This window comes from Pantoea sp. USMM079, assembly GCF_037153115.1.
In the GTDB taxonomy this organism is placed as follows: Bacteria; Pseudomonadota; Gammaproteobacteria; order Enterobacterales; family Enterobacteriaceae; genus Pantoea; species Pantoea communis.
This window is the reverse complement of record NZ_JBBCKX010000007.1, coordinates 208,734-222,135: the sequence shown is the minus strand read 5'-3', so window position 1 is coordinate 222,135 and position 13,402 is coordinate 208,734. Positions and strand designations below refer to the sequence as shown.

Sequence of the window (13,402 nt, the reverse complement as noted above, 5' to 3'; positions counted from 1 at the left end):
CTTGGCGGACTGAGTCCGGTGGCGTACCGGACCCACAATCACAATGAGCTGACTTAAGAGTCCAGGTTAAGGGGTTCAGTTCATCCCCCGCCGTTCCGTCAGGCAGACGAACGAAGTGAGGGGACCGCGTCAGCGGCGCGAGGACGCCAGCGCCAAAGCGCCCCCAGCCTGCGTCACCGCCTATTAGTAACAGCAGCGCCTGAAAATAAAATTGCGGAGATAAAAATTAACCTGCATACCCAAGGCACTGCGACAGGTTTAGGTGCAAATTTTTACACCTAACCCTATGCACGAGCCAACAACGCCACCACTTCCTGCACATCTGCGACGTCATCCAACTCCATGCAAATCGCTTCCAGCTGTTCAACCTGCTCAACCGGCAACACGCGCCCCGCTAAGCTACGGTATTTAGCCAGCAGCGCCTCAAGACTTAGCGGATTAGCCGGCGCACCAGACGGTACCGGCACATGCTGCTGCCACTGCTCGCTCTGTTGGGTTTCAATCCGCACCCACGGCTCGTCGTCACGCCCCTGCTGCTCATCAATCACCAGCTCAATCCTCGCCATAAAGGCTTCCACATTTGGATGCAGACGTTTGGCATCATCGTAGCTGGCCAGCTCGGCGGAACCGTACAGCGCACGCGCCGCCAGTGCATACGGCAGGCTCATCTGTGCACTTGCCAGGCTCTGAAGCTCACGTCCGCCACACATCTCCAGCAGGAACGGATTTAATCCCACCAGGATACGTTCAATCTGTGCAGGCTGTACCGAATGCTGCGTCAGCATCAGGTTCAAGGCATCCACCGCAGAATGCGTACCACGACAAGCGGCATACGGCTTGATCGAGCAGCGCGCCAGCTTCCACACCACACCAAGGTCGGCGGTTAATGCAGCGGGTTGCTGTGTTCCAGCGGCCAGGGTTTGCAGGAATCCACCCCACTTCGCTTCAAATACCGCCGAGGGTCCGTTGATACCGCGCTGCGCCAACAAGGCCGCCTGCACGCCACCTTCAGCTGCACGTGCGGCATGCAGCTTTTTGGTGTGCGAGCCGTCGTGAATAAAGCCCCACAGCCCACCGCTAAAGCTGGCGGCAATGCCCATGGCCGACGCGCACTGCTGGCGATCCAGTTGCAGCAGTGAACACACCGCGGCTGCCGCGCCAAACACACCACAGCTGGCGGTGGAGTGCCAGCCTGCACCGTTGTGGGCAGAGTAGCCGCCGCAGGCTTCCAGCACCCGGCGTCCGACGTCATAACCGATCACCATGGCCACCAGCAGCGCCTGACCGTCAACCGGCTGTGTCGCCAAAGGCAGTGCCGCCAGAATGGCGGGAATAACCACCGCGCCAGAGTGATCGCAGCCGCCGGTATCATCCAACTCATACATATGTGCGGCCACGCCATTGAGCCATGCCGCCTGACGCGGATTGACCTGCTGTGTGCTGCCCCACACTTGCGCCTGTTCACGTCCGCCTTCTGCCAGCACCAGCGTCAGGCACTCGCGCCAGATAGGACTGTCGCTGCCCGCCAGTGACGCCCCGAGCGTATCCAGCAGATGGCGCTTCGCCTGTTCGACCAGCGCGTCAGGCAGCTGTTCAAAACGGGTGTCGGCGATAAATGCCGCCAGTTGTTCAAGCGTCGAGGCCATGCGCACCTCCCGTGATGCGAGTAAACACTTCTGCCGGATGGGAAAAATCATTGTCCGGCTGCGTTTGCCAATGCGCGGCAATCTGCTCTCCGGTGGCAATCCACACGTTGTGCTGTTGCAGCGTCTCGATCAGTTCACGCAGCAAGCCAATACGCCCGGCGGTGCCGATGATTTCCGGATGCAGGCGCAGCAGATAACACAGGCCAAAGCGGTGGAAGCCCCGGAAATCCTGCGTCATGTTCGCCAGCGTTTCAGCATAAGGCGCAATCCGCGACTGTCCCGGCGGGATAGCCGGGCTCAGGTTAAAGGCAAAATAGGGTTCATCTTCCAGCGTGTAATGCATCGGCAGTTCCACCAGCCGCGTGCCGGGATGGAAGTAGGGCAGATCGTCGCCGCGCCAGCTTGATGACCAGCGAATACCCTGCTCCACCAGCGCTTCCGCCAGGCCCGGTTTCCACTGTCCTGCTGGGGTGCGGAAACCCTGAATCGGTTTGCCGGTAAACTGTGCCAGCTGGTCGCAGCCGCGCGTCACGCTGGCGATCTGCTGCTCCAGCGACAACGCCGAGAAGTCTTCATGGCGCTCGCCGCTACAGGCAATTTCATGCCCATCGGCCACGATGCGTTTAATCAGCTCCGGTTGCTCTGTCGCCACAATTGCCGGTAAACACCAGCTGGCTTGCAGCTGTTTTTCTGCCAGTAACGCCAGCAAGCGATCCACACCGCGCAGGGTGCCATAACGCCATACCGACAGGGTTTTATCGCGTCCGGCGACGGCAGGTGCCTGGGTCAAAATACCGTGGATATCATTGAAATCGATGGTCAGGATGGCGGCGGACTGGAAGCCCAGCGGCCAGCGGGAAGATTCAGTCATGCTGTTGCTCCTGCAGATACCACTGCGCCACCGCATCACAGCGCGCAAACCACACGTCATCACGCGCCGTCATATGTTCAAACAGCTGCTCCAGCAGCAGGATGCGGCCCGGCTGACCGGAAATTTTCGGGTGGAACAAGGTGGTCAGGCACAAGCCTTCATCCATTGCGCCGTCGAATTCGCGCTGCCAGTTATCACGTGTATGCGCATAGCTGGCAATACGATCGCCGCCTTTCGGGAAGTCAGGCTGGCGCGTATAGGCCAGCGAGGCGTAATCATCCATCTCCCACTTACCGGGGATCTCGACCAGCGGCGTGTGACCCGCCACCGGGATGCTGTAAGGACGATCGTCGCCTCGCATGCTGCTGGAATAAATCACCCCAGCATCACGCAGAATTTGTGGCGTTTCGGCATGCCAGTCACCTGACGGCGTGCGGAAACCGCAGGCGGTGATGCCCAAATGCTGTTTAAAGATTTCAGCGGATTTCGCCATCACGGCACGCTGTTCATCCGGCGAAATCGCCCAGAAAGATTCGTGACGATAGCCGTGATAGGCCACTTCGTGGCCCTGTTCGATAATCGTCTGACACTGCTGCGGCCACTGTTCCACCACCCACGCCGGCACAAAAAATGTGGCGGGAATCTGGAAAGCGCGCAGCAGGTCGAGCAATCGCCCGAGCGCACGGTACGGCCCATACGCACCAAAGGTGAAATATTCTGGCGTTGACCACAGGCTGCCATTCAACATGGCATCGCCGGTGGGACCATCAAGGTCAAACGCCAGCGCCATACAGCCGCGTTTCCCCTGCGGCCAGCGCACTGCGCCCGGTTGTTGCATCGCTACGCTCCTTTAGCCCTGGTTCACGGTCGCCTGAGTCACGCCATTGTCAGCCAGACCCCATTTCGCGAGGATCTTCTGATAGCTGCCATCGGTAATCATCGCGTCAATCGCTGCCTGAACAGCTGTGGTCAATTCACCTGCATCTTTACCAATTGCCATGCCGGTGTACTGGAAGGAGAAGGCTTTATCGAGCGGCTTATATTTACCTTTTTCAAGATCCATGATGTACGGCAGCGTTTCACTCCCCTGCACCACGCCATCCAGACGGTTCTGACGCAGCTGGGTACGCGCATCCGCCGTCCCTTCGGCGCCGACCACAATGATCGCTGGCTTACCGGCAGCTTCGCAGTGCGCTTTAGACCAGTTGGCAATCTCTACCGGGAAAGTGGTACGACGGCTGGTGCCAACCTTCTTACCGCACAGATCCATGGCGCTGTTGATGTCGCTGCGCGCGGCCTGGGTGTAGAACTGCGGACCGGTTTTGAAGTAGTCGATGAAGTTAACCACCTTCTGGCGCTCTTTGGTGTCGGTCATGCCGGACATCACCAAATCAACACGCTTGGTCACCACCGCGTTCACCATCTGCTCAAAGGCGATCTCCTGCCAGTTGATCTTCACGCCCAGCTTGGCCGCAATCGCCTGGCCGAGATCGTAATCCACACCGGTAAGCTGGTTGGTGGCCGGATCTTTAAAATCCATTGGCGGATAGTTCGGCATGATCGCCACAGTCAGGCCTTTCTCTTTAATAGCCGCTGGTACGGCGATATCCGCCCAGGCAGTTGATTGCAGTAACAGCGCGGCACTGATGGCACTCAATAACAGTTTTTTCATGTTTTTCACCCCGGTCACGTTAAAGAAGAATCGCGTTAATAAAGTTTTTCATCCGTGGGTTTTGCGGGTTCAGCAGAATGTCTTCTGGTGCGCCCTGCTCGATAATGCGTCCCTCATCCATAAACACCACCTGATTGGCCACTTCACGGGCAAAGCCCATCTCGTGAGTGACCACCAGCATGGTGGTGCCCTCTTTTGCTAACTGGCGCATCACCGCCAGCACTTCGCCGACCATCTCCGGATCCAGCGCCGAAGTGGGTTCGTCAAACAGCATCAGTTTCGGTTTCATCGCCAGCGCGCGGGCAATCGCCACACGCTGCTGCTGCCCGCCGGACAGTGACTGCGGATAGTCGTGCGCTTTATGCGCCAGACCGACGCGATCCAGCAGCGCCATCGCCTCTTCACTGGCTTCGCGTTTTGGACGCAGCAGGACGCGGCACGGCCCTTCGATAATGTTCTCCAGCGCGGTTTTGTGCGGGAACAGGTTAAAGCGCTGGAACACCATGCCGGTTTGCAGACGCTGACGGGCAATCTGCTTATCGCTCAGCGCATGCAGTTTGTTGCCGGCAATGCGATAGCCCGCTAATTCGTTGTCGACCCAAATGCCACCCTGATCGACCTTCTCCAGCTGGTTGATGCAGCGCAGGAAGGTACTTTTACCGGAGCCGGATGGCCCGAGAATGCACATCACCTCGCCGTAATTCACTTCGAGGCTGACGTCCTTCAGCGCATGGAACTGGTCGAAATATTTGTTCACCTTGACGGCGCGCACGATGTTTCTCATCTCTCTCTCCCAATTACTGACGCTGGCGGTGGCCGCGTGAGAAGAAGCGCTCAAGGCGACTCTGACCAAACGACAGCACGGTGACGATGATCAGGTACCAGATGCCCGCCACGAACAGCAGTTCCATCACGCGCGCATTGGCGAAGTAGATGGTTTGCGTGTTGTAGAGCAGTTCGGAGTACTGGATCATGCTGGCCAGACTGGTGGTTTTGATCATGCTGATGAATTCGTTACCCACCGGCGGCAAAATCACGCGCATCGCCTGCGGCAAAATGATGCGCTGCAGCGCTTGCAGACGCGGCATGCCAATCGCCTTCGCCGCTTCGTACTGTCCGGTATCCACGGACAGCAACCCGGCGCGCACCACTTCGGAGGTATAAGCCCCCTGGTTGATGCTCAGACCCAGCAGTGCCGCGAGGAACGGCGTCATGATGGTGACGGTTTGCACGCTGAACACGCCGGGAATACTGATGGTGGGAAACACCAGCGCGAGGTTGAACCACAGCAGCAGTTGCAGAATCAGCGGCGTGCCACGGAAGATCCAGGCGTAACCCACGGCGATGTAGTGCAGCACCGGATTGGGCGACATATACATAATCGCGGTGATCACGCCGAACAGGATGCCGAGCCCCATCGCCAATACCGACATAATCAGCGTATTCACCACGCCGTTAAGGATTGCCTGGGCAGTAAAGAACTGGCCGACAAACGACCATTCAATGTTGCCGTGGGCGAAGGCGTTCACCAGCAATGCCAGCAGCACCAGGATCACCGCTGAAGCCGTGATGCGGCCGTAATAGCGGCGTGGCACCACCTGATAGCGATCCAGATCGTAATGCATCTGCTCGCGGCTATTTTTCAAGCTGGGTTCAACCGGGGTGGATTGGGACATAGACGTCTCCTCAGGCGCGCGGGCCAGCGTAATCTTCAGTCCAGCGCTGCTGGTCCTGCATCAGGATTTGCAAACGCGCGAGCTGTTCGCGCACGCGGGCTGGTGCGGTACCGCCATAGCCACTGCGTGCCGCCAGTGCCGCTTCCAGCGTCAGGGCACTGCGCACTTCTGGCGTTAAGCGTGCATCAACAGCTTGCAACTGCGCATCGCTCAGGTCGGACAGGCCGCTTTCTTCGCGTTCACACAGCTGCACCAGCTGGCCGGTAATTTCATGGGCTTCACGGAATGGCACGCCGCGCATCGCCAGCCAGTCGGCGACTTCGGTGGCCAGGGTGAAACCGTCCGGTGCCTGTTCGCGCATGACGTCGGTGTTGAATTTCAGCGTCGACATCATGCCGGCCATCGCAGGCAGCACCAGCAGCAGGGTATCCACGGCATCAATCACGTTGCGTTTGTCATCGCTCAGGTCGCGGTTGTAGGAGAGCGGCATGGCTTTCATGGTGGTGAGCAGTGCCATCAGGTTGCCGACCAGACGACCAGAACGACCACGTGTCAGTTCGGCAATGTCCGGGTTTTTCTTCTGCGGCATGATTGAGCTGCCGGTAGCATAGCTGTCATGCAACTCCACCCAGCGGAACTGGCGCGAAGCCCACATGCACACTTCTTCGCACAGGCGCGACAGGTTGATACCGATCATGCTGGTGACGAACAGGAATTCTGCGGCGTAATCGCGGCTGGCCACCGCATCAATCGAGTTTTCGCAGGGTGCGAGGTAAGCCAGATCTTCAGCCGCTTTTTCCGGCTGGCGCGCAATCGCCGATCCGGCCATCGCTGCCGCACCAAGCGGGCAGCGGGCACTGCGGCGATCCCAGTCCTGCATGCGCTCGATATCGCGGGCAAAAGATTGCGCATGGGCCAGCAGTTGATGACCAAACACAATCGGCTGTGCCTGCTGTAAATGGGTAAAGCCTGGCGCCACGCTTTCGGTGTGCTGTGCGGCCTGCTCAACCAAAGATTGCTGCAGTGCCAGTAACGCACTGACCACTTTGCGGCCGTTATCACGCAGGTAGAGGCGCAAATCGTTGACGGTCTGATCGTTACGCGAACGACCTGCACGCAGTTTGCCGCCCAGTGGCCCTAAGCGTTCAGTCAGCGCGCGTTCAATGAAGGTATGGACATCTTCATCAGCAGCAATCGGGTGCAGATTGCCTGCACGATAATCAGCATCCAGCGCATCAATCGCCGCCAGCATAGTATTGAGTTCTTCGCTGCTCAGCAGATCGCCGCGAGCCAGCTCACGGGCATGTGCCCGGCAGCCTGCTAAATCGTAAGGTGCCAGGGCAAAGTAATAATCCGGGCTGCGCGACAGCGCGGTTAAACTGGCCGCCGGTGCCGCTTTAAAGCGCGCACCCCATAACAGTTCGGCATTATCAGACATGCTATTTCCCCTTACAGATACTCGTCAGCGATATGGAAAAGATATGAATAAACCAGCAGTGATAATAAAAACTTATTTCACACTCACACTGGTAAATACGTCATATTTCAGGTTCACTGTACTTTCACCGCAATTATTCCGGAGTTGAATAGCAAAGATGGAAAGTAAAGTTTCCCAGTCTGGAAACAATGCAAATAATCGCGGCGATAATGCGGTTCTGGCACTGAGTAATATCGACTTAAAATTGCTTCGCGTATTTAAATGCGTGGTGGAAGCCGGGGGATTAACCGCTGCCAGCAATGAACTGAATATTGGTTTAGCCGCCATCAGTAAACAGGTTTCCGATCTGGAGATTCGTCTCGGCATGACGTTATGCAGCCGGGGGCGCGAAGGCTTTGAGCTGACGCAGTACGGCATTAATGTCTATCAGGCCACGCTGGAGCTGTTCGTATCGCTGAATCTGTTCCGTGAACGTCTGCACAACAGCCGTAATGAACTGCTGGGCGACATCGCGATTTGCGTGGTGGATAACACCATTTCTGATCCGCATTCCCCGGTCACCGCAGCGGTGCAACAGTTGCACCAGAAAGCACCAAAGGTGCAGATTCGCTTACAGACTGCGCAATTAGATGATATTGAACGCGGGATGAGTGAAGGCCGTTTTCATTGTGGTATTGCGCCGGTTTATGAAATGAAAAGTGATTTTGATTACTTCCCGCTTTATAAAGAATATTCGAAATTATATTGCTCCATGTCACATCCTTTATATTCTGGATCTTGTGATAAGAATATATCGGTGGAAATATTACGTGAGCAGAAAATCATTAATCATTTATATGTCACGCCGCGCGACGACCGTCGCCTCATTCCATTACAGGACAGCGGTGCGCAGGCGGTACAAGTTGAATCCGTCGCCATGCTGATTTTAACCGGGCACTTTATTGGTTATTTACCCGAGCACTATGCCGCGCCCTTTATTGCGCGTGGGCAGCTGTGTGAATTGGGCGATGAATCGGTGCGCCGCGAAAATCCGTTCTGCTTGATGATGAAAAAAGGCCGGAAAATTAATCCGATTATCCGGCTGTTCATGCAATCACTGGGCCTGGCCGAGGCCGAAGAGGCGCACTGAGTTGGTGCAATCACCCCACCACTTTATACATCACCGTGGTGGCATCTAGCGCCCCTTCCGTCGATTCGGCGTACAACGGAATGGAACCCGCAATTTGCCAGTCCATCGATAAGTAAAGCTGCGTAGCCACATCGCCGCTGCGCGTATCCAACACCAGCAGCGTTTTGCCCTGCTCAACCGCTAATTGCTCAGCCTGCTGCATCAGACGACGCGCAATTCTCTGACGTCGGGCACGGGGATGCACCAGCAATTTACTGACCTCCGCACGATGACGCCCATTCGGCATAGCACTAAACCCGATCATCACCGTCGCGACAATCACACCTTGCTGCCATGCCACGAGTAGTTGATTATCGCCGCTTGCCAGGCTGTAGATTTTATCCTGCCAGAAGCGTTCCATCGCTGCGCGATCGCCGGCATCAATAAAACCGACGCTGGCCCCGTCAGCTACGCAACCCTGCAGCACCTCGGTTAACGCGGCTAGCAGGGGCTGTGCCTGAGTGGCACTTAACTGTTCAATTTCAATCATGGTTTGCACACAACCAGAATGTAACGCGCGCCGCCTTCAGGATGCGCCTGGAATGATGATTTGCCGGTGAGATGAAAACGCAGGCAATCCCCCGCCTGCAGCGTCCAGCGCTGATCGTCCATGGTGAACGTCAGCTCGCCAGATTGCAGCCAGATATGCTGTTCCAGCCCCTGTACTGGCGGTGCGTCATAATCGATGCGCGCACCGGGTTGCAACACGCTCTCAACCAACTCGGCCTTGAAATGGCTGGCGGGCGGCGAGACACTGCGACGCAGATAACCGCTGGCATCGTCGCGCCAAACGCTCTGATCACTCGCTTTCAGCAGCAGCGCGGCTTCCTCTTCCACTTCACTTAGCAGGCGTGACATGGTCAAGCCATAGGCGACACATAGTCGGTTAAGCAAAGCGGCTGTGGGGCTGGTCTCCGCCCGTTCAATGCGCGACAATGAAGCCCGGCTGATGCCGGTAGCCATCGCCAGTTCGTCCAGTGACCAGCCACGTTGCACCCGCAATTCGGCTAAACGCGCGGCCAATCGATCTTCGGTATCCGGTACAGACATGTCCACCTCTCATTTATGGGAAATAAATCTCACAAATGAGATATCACCTGATATTGCGCAAAACGTCAAGTTGTACAGAAACAAAAGAGTTGTACAACATAGGCGTGGCGGTTAAGGTGTTGTAATGCAGGTCAGAATTTTCGAGGACGCCATGGCCTTATACAGTATCGGCGATGTTGCCGAACGCTGTGGAATCAACCCGGTAACACTACGCGCCTGGCAGCGCCGTTACGGTTTATTAAAACCCCAGCGTACAGAAGGCGGTCATCGCCAGTTTGATGATGAAGATGTTCAGCGCATTGAGGAGATCAAGCGTTGGATAGAAAGCGGTGTGCCTGTTGGCAAGGTGAAAGCCCTGCTGGAAGGCCAAACCGTTAATGTGCACGATGGCTGGACCGCGCTGCAGGAAGAGCTGATGAGCGTGCTGCGTCACGTTCGTCCGGCTAAATTGCGCACCAAAATTGCCACCATTGGCCGCGAACATCCAGTGGATGCGCTGATCGATCACGTGTTTGTCCCGGTGCGCCAGCGCCTGGGACTGGATCAACATACCGCCCGTACCATGTGCAGCCTGCTGGATGGCGCGCTGATTGATTACGTGGCGTTTTGCCTGGCGGGCGGCCGTAAAAAAGCCGGCAAAGATGCATTGATGATTGGCTGGGGCGTGGAAGATCGCACTCGCCTGTGGCTGGAAGCCTGGCGCTTGTCGCAGCAGGGCTGGCGTATGGATGTCTTAGCCGAGCCGCTGGATATGCCGCGTCCTGAGCTGTTCCCCGGTCAGAATCTGTTTATCTGGACCGGTAAGAAACCGACGCGTCGGCAGCTGGAGCAGTTTGAACACTGGCAGGCACAAGGGTTTGCCACTCACATTCACGATCCCGCCTGACAAAAAATCGCACACACGGCCTTTGCCTCGCCGGGTGTGCGCGTTATCATGCCGCACTCCATGACTCTTCTCAGGTTTCCCTTATGAACTGGAATAAAATTCTCATTGGCTCCCTGTTTGCTGTGATGGCCATTGGCGGTATGGGTGGCATGATGCTGGTAGGCTACAGTCTTATCCTTCCCAGCCACTGAGTTGACGTTGCACGCGTTCTAACACGCGGTCGCAAATCAGTGCCAACAGGGCGACCAGCAGCGCCCCCTGAATCACATAGGCGGTGTTAAAGCCGCTCAGTCCGATAATGACCGGCGATCCCAGGCTTTCTGCGCCCACTGTCGACGCGATGGTCGCGGTGCCGATGCTGATCATCACCGAGGTACGCACGCCTGCCATGATCACCGGTGCGGCCAGCGCCAGCTCAATCTGCCATAAGCGCCGCCATGGCCCCATGCCCAGCCCCACGGCAATTTCCCGGTTGCTGTCCGGCACGCTGTCTAAACCTGCCAGCGTTCCCTGCAAAATAGGCAACAACCCGTAAAGAAACAGCGCCATGATGGCCGGTGTCGCGCCAAAGCCCATCACCGGCACGGCTATCGCCAGCACCGCTACCGGCGGAAAGGTCTGCCCCGCTGCCGCCAGCGTCTCCAGTAACGGCCTGAACGCCCGCCCGGCGCGTCGCGTCGCAAAAACACCACTGCCTACGCCAAAAATAATCGCCAGTGCGCTGCCGCTGATCACCAATGACAGATGTGCGAGGGCCAGCCGCCAGAAGCTCTCTTGCTGATACAACGGACGTTCCAGCTGCGGGAACCAGTGGGCAAACAGCGGTCCGCTGTGCGGCAACCCCCACAGCAGCAGCAGAAACACCGCCAGCAGCCAGTACAGTGGATCGCGCCAGACACGCATCAGATCGCCTCCCGCTGGCGCAGCAGATCGCTGAAGTGCAGGACACCCAACGGCTGTTGATGTTGATCGATCACCGGCAGTTTGTCGGTGCGCCGAGCGATAAACTGTGACAGCGCCTCGCGCAGCGTCAGGTGCGCGGCTATTGGCTCACCGTCCAGCCACTCGCCGCGCCGCGCGGCGCTGCCAGCACGTCCCAATGCCAGCAGTCGCACGCCAAGCTCGCTGCGGCCAAAGAATTCGCGGGCGAAATCCGTGGCAGGCTGCGTCAGCAACTCAATCGGCTTGCCTTGCTGCACGATTTCACCGCCGTCCATCAGCACCAGTTGATCCGCCAGCGTCAGCGCTTCGTCGATGTCGTGCGTCACCAGCACCACCGTGCGTCCTGACAGCTTCTGAATTCGCAGCATCTCCTGTTGCAGTGCCTGGCGGTTCACCGGATCGAGTGCACCGAAGGGCTCATCCATAAGCAACAATTCGGGATCGGCGGCCAGCGCGCGCGCCACGCCAACCCGCTGCTGTTGTCCGCCGGAAAGTTGATGGGGAAAACGCGTCGCCAGATGCGTATCCAGATTGAGCAGCCCCAGCAGCTCCTCTACGCGCTGTTGAATTTTTGCCTGCGGCCAGCCGAGCAGTGACGGTACCGTGGCAATGTTCTTTGCCACGTTCCAGTGCGGGAACAGGCCAATCGACTGGATGGCATAGCCAATACGCCGCCGCAGCGCACGTGCATCCATGCGTTCAATCGGTTCACCGGCAAAGCGGATTTCGCCGCTGTCATGCTCCACCAGCCGGTTGATCATTTTCAGCGTGGTGGATTTGCCCGAGCCGGAGGTGCCGATCAGCACGGTGAAACTGCCCTTCTCAATATGCAAAGTAAGATCGCGCACCGCTGCTTTGCCCGCAAACATTTTGCTTACCTGGTGAAACTCAATCATCGGTTCTCTCCAGCAGTGCCGACAGTAAACGCAATGCGGCATCAAACACCACCGCCAGCGCCACCACCGGAATCACGCCCAGCAACACCAAATCCAGTGCGCTGCTGAGTAATCCCTGAAATACAATGGCGCCAAAGCCACCGGCACCAATCAGCGCCGCGACCACCGCCAGTCCAATGGTTTGCACCACCACCACACGCAAGCCCGAAAGCCACACCGGCAGAGCCAGCGGGAGTTCGGCGTGCCAGAACTGTTGCAGTGCACTCATGCCCATACCGCGTGCGGTTTCGCGCACCTCCTGCGGCACCTGCTGCAACCCCGCCACCACGCTGCGCACCAGCGGCAGCAGCGCATATAGCACCAGCGCAATCAGCGCCGGAGCCAGACCAATACCGCTGATACCCCAACTTGCCAGTACCGGGAAGTGAGCCACCAGCCCCGCCAGCGGCGCAATCAGCAAACCAAACAACGCCACAGAAGGCACGGTCTGGATCAGGTTGAGTACGCTGAAAGCGGCACTTTGCCAGCGCGATCGCCGGGCAATCACCAGGCCGAGCGGCAAACCAATGAATACCGTCGGCAACAGCGTGCCAGCCAGCAACAGCAGATGCTGGCTGAAGGCCGCATCAAACACCGCCGTACGGTTGGCATACTCTTTCATCAGGGAGAGATGGTCGAGGTGACCGCTGAGCAATAACAGTAGCGGAACAATCCAGATTTGCAGATTCAGCAGGATACGCCATGGCGTACTGGCCGTGAGCTGGCGGATAGCCTCAGCGGCCAGCAATAACGCCAGCGCCGCCGCACACCATAAACCACTGCCCAAGGCCGTGCGTGCCAGCGGGCTGCCGCTGTTAGCCAGCTGCGCCGCCGTGTGCCCGCCAATAAAGATCAGCAGCGCAAACAGAATCTCAGCGTCCAGCAATGCCATCACCAGATTGCGACGCCGCGGCTTCCACCATAACCCTTGCCATAACCAGAGTAATGGCAGCAGCAACAGCCAGGATTGCGCCACTTGCCATAACATCAGCGGCTGGCCGGACAGCAGACGGTTGGCGGCGAAACTGAGTAACGGCAAGGTAGCCAGAGCCAGCGTGATCAGCAGCGTTAACACCAGCAGCACCGGCTGCTGGCGCGGTCTGAGTAACAACGACACC

At 57.7% G+C, this 13,402-nt stretch carries 14 protein-coding genes; 2 read left to right on the top strand and 12 right to left on the bottom strand.

Going from position 1 to position 13,402, the window contains the following annotated elements:
• Window positions 1-284: 284 nt before the first annotated feature.
• Genes WFP70_RS13165 through argH form a run of 7 tightly spaced genes read right to left on the bottom strand, consistent with a single transcriptional unit; the run spans window position 285 to window position 7,303 of the window.
• The gene (locus WFP70_RS13165; RefSeq protein WP_337023456.1) at window positions 285-1,646 is read right to left on the bottom strand and encodes an MmgE/PrpD family protein; all 1,362 of its coding nucleotides are present in this window, start codon (window positions 1,644-1,646) and stop codon (window positions 285-287) included.
• Window positions 1,630-2,517 carry a polysaccharide deacetylase family protein gene (locus WFP70_RS13160; RefSeq protein WP_337023457.1) on the bottom strand — a complete coding sequence of 296 codons (888 nt, stop codon included), beginning with the start codon at window positions 2,515-2,517 and terminating at the stop codon, window positions 1,630-1,632. The genes WFP70_RS13165 and WFP70_RS13160 overlap by 17 nt, the downstream gene beginning before the upstream one ends.
• Window positions 2,510-3,355 carry a polysaccharide deacetylase family protein gene (locus WFP70_RS13155; protein WP_337023458.1) on the bottom strand — a complete coding sequence of 282 codons (846 nt, stop codon included), beginning with the start codon at window positions 3,353-3,355 and terminating at the stop codon, window positions 2,510-2,512. The genes WFP70_RS13160 and WFP70_RS13155 overlap by 8 nt, the downstream gene beginning before the upstream one ends.
• 12 nt (window positions 3,356-3,367) lie before the next feature.
• Window positions 3,368-4,189, bottom strand: a complete 822-nt coding sequence (locus WFP70_RS13150) for an ABC transporter substrate-binding protein (protein ID WP_337023459.1) — start codon at window positions 4,187-4,189, stop codon at window positions 3,368-3,370.
• Between the two features lie 19 nt (window positions 4,190-4,208).
• Window positions 4,209-4,973 (bottom strand): amino acid ABC transporter ATP-binding protein, encoded by a 765-nt coding sequence (locus WFP70_RS13145; RefSeq protein ID WP_034820986.1) that lies wholly within the window; start codon window positions 4,971-4,973, stop codon window positions 4,209-4,211.
• Window positions 4,974-4,986: 13 nt separating this feature from the next.
• Window positions 4,987-5,865 (bottom strand): amino acid ABC transporter permease, encoded by an 879-nt coding sequence (locus tag WFP70_RS13140; protein WP_160832550.1) that lies wholly within the window; start codon window positions 5,863-5,865, stop codon window positions 4,987-4,989.
• 10 nt (window positions 5,866-5,875) lie between these two features.
• Window positions 5,876-7,303, bottom strand: coding sequence for an argininosuccinate lyase (gene argH, locus WFP70_RS13135; RefSeq protein WP_337023460.1), 1,428 nt, complete (start codon window positions 7,301-7,303; stop codon window positions 5,876-5,878).
• 157 nt (window positions 7,304-7,460) lie between these two features.
• Here argH and WFP70_RS13130 point away from each other — a divergent pair, with 157 nt between their 5' ends.
• A complete protein-coding gene (locus WFP70_RS13130) occupies window positions 7,461-8,432 on the top strand; it encodes a LysR family transcriptional regulator (protein ID WP_038648010.1) in 972 nt (323 codons plus the stop codon).
• Window positions 8,433-8,442: 10 nt separating this feature from the next.
• On the opposite strand, the gene WFP70_RS13125 is transcribed toward WFP70_RS13130, so the two are convergent.
• Both WFP70_RS13125 and WFP70_RS13120 read right to left on the bottom strand, forming a co-directional pair.
• The gene (locus WFP70_RS13125; protein ID WP_337023461.1) at window positions 8,443-8,961 is read right to left on the bottom strand and encodes a GNAT family N-acetyltransferase; all 519 of its coding nucleotides are present in this window, start codon (window positions 8,959-8,961) and stop codon (window positions 8,443-8,445) included.
• Window positions 8,958-9,521, bottom strand: coding sequence for a helix-turn-helix domain-containing protein (locus WFP70_RS13120; RefSeq protein ID WP_058961578.1), 564 nt, complete (start codon window positions 9,519-9,521; stop codon window positions 8,958-8,960). The genes WFP70_RS13125 and WFP70_RS13120 overlap by 4 nt, the downstream gene beginning before the upstream one ends.
• Window positions 9,522-9,672: 151 nt before the next feature.
• On the opposite strand from WFP70_RS13120, the gene WFP70_RS13115 reads away from it, so the two are divergent.
• On the top strand, window positions 9,673-10,407 hold the full coding sequence (locus WFP70_RS13115) for a MerR family transcriptional regulator (protein ID WP_058961622.1): 735 nt from the start codon (window positions 9,673-9,675) through the stop codon (window positions 10,405-10,407).
• A 171-nt stretch (window positions 10,408-10,578) separates the two neighbouring features.
• Here WFP70_RS13115 and WFP70_RS13105 read toward each other — a convergent pair whose 3' ends face one another.
• The 3 genes from WFP70_RS13105 to WFP70_RS13095 are packed head-to-tail and all read right to left on the bottom strand — an operon-like array spanning window position 10,579 to window position 13,401.
• Entirely contained in the window at window positions 10,579-11,310 is a 732-nt protein-coding gene (locus WFP70_RS13105) for an ABC transporter permease (protein WP_034821000.1), read from the bottom strand.
• Window positions 11,310-12,245 (bottom strand): ABC transporter ATP-binding protein, encoded by a 936-nt coding sequence (locus WFP70_RS13100; RefSeq protein ID WP_337023462.1) that lies wholly within the window; start codon window positions 12,243-12,245, stop codon window positions 11,310-11,312. Before WFP70_RS13100 ends, WFP70_RS13105 begins: the two co-directional genes overlap by 1 nt.
• Window positions 12,238-13,401: an ABC transporter permease gene (locus WFP70_RS13095; RefSeq protein WP_337023463.1), complete on the bottom strand. Its 1,164-nt coding sequence runs from the start codon at window positions 13,399-13,401 to the stop codon at window positions 12,238-12,240. The genes WFP70_RS13100 and WFP70_RS13095 overlap by 8 nt, the downstream gene beginning before the upstream one ends.
• Window position 13,402: the final 1 nt, after the last annotated feature.

Excerpts from the sequence above, each read along its gene's own strand:
- WFP70_RS13165 (WP_337023456.1), bottom strand. The coding sequence starts at position 1,646 with ATGGCCTCGACGCTTGAACAACTGGCGGCATTTATCGCCGACACCCGT.
- WFP70_RS13160 (WP_337023457.1), bottom strand. The coding sequence starts at position 2,517 with ATGACTGAATCTTCCCGCTGGCCGCTGGGCTTCCAGTCCGCCGCCATC.
- WFP70_RS13155 (WP_337023458.1), bottom strand. The coding sequence starts at position 3,355 with ATGCAACAACCGGGCGCAGTGCGCTGGCCGCAGGGGAAACGCGGCTGT.
- WFP70_RS13150 (WP_337023459.1), bottom strand. The coding sequence starts at position 4,189 with ATGAAAAAACTGTTATTGAGTGCCATCAGTGCCGCGCTGTTACTGCAA.
- WFP70_RS13145 (WP_034820986.1), bottom strand. The coding sequence starts at position 4,973 with ATGAGAAACATCGTGCGCGCCGTCAAGGTGAACAAATATTTCGACCAG.
- WFP70_RS13140 (WP_160832550.1), bottom strand. The coding sequence starts at position 5,865 with ATGTCCCAATCCACCCCGGTTGAACCCAGCTTGAAAAATAGCCGCGAG.
- argH (WP_337023460.1), bottom strand. The coding sequence starts at position 7,303 with ATGTCTGATAATGCCGAACTGTTATGGGGTGCGCGCTTTAAAGCGGCA.
- WFP70_RS13130 (WP_038648010.1), top strand. The coding sequence starts at position 7,461 with ATGGAAAGTAAAGTTTCCCAGTCTGGAAACAATGCAAATAATCGCGGC.
- WFP70_RS13125 (WP_337023461.1), bottom strand. The coding sequence starts at position 8,961 with ATGATTGAAATTGAACAGTTAAGTGCCACTCAGGCACAGCCCCTGCTA.
- WFP70_RS13120 (WP_058961578.1), bottom strand. The coding sequence starts at position 9,521 with ATGTCTGTACCGGATACCGAAGATCGATTGGCCGCGCGTTTAGCCGAA.
- WFP70_RS13115 (WP_058961622.1), top strand. The coding sequence starts at position 9,673 with ATGGCCTTATACAGTATCGGCGATGTTGCCGAACGCTGTGGAATCAAC.
- WFP70_RS13105 (WP_034821000.1), bottom strand. The coding sequence starts at position 11,310 with ATGCGTGTCTGGCGCGATCCACTGTACTGGCTGCTGGCGGTGTTTCTG.
- WFP70_RS13100 (WP_337023462.1), bottom strand. The coding sequence starts at position 12,245 with ATGATTGAGTTTCACCAGGTAAGCAAAATGTTTGCGGGCAAAGCAGCG.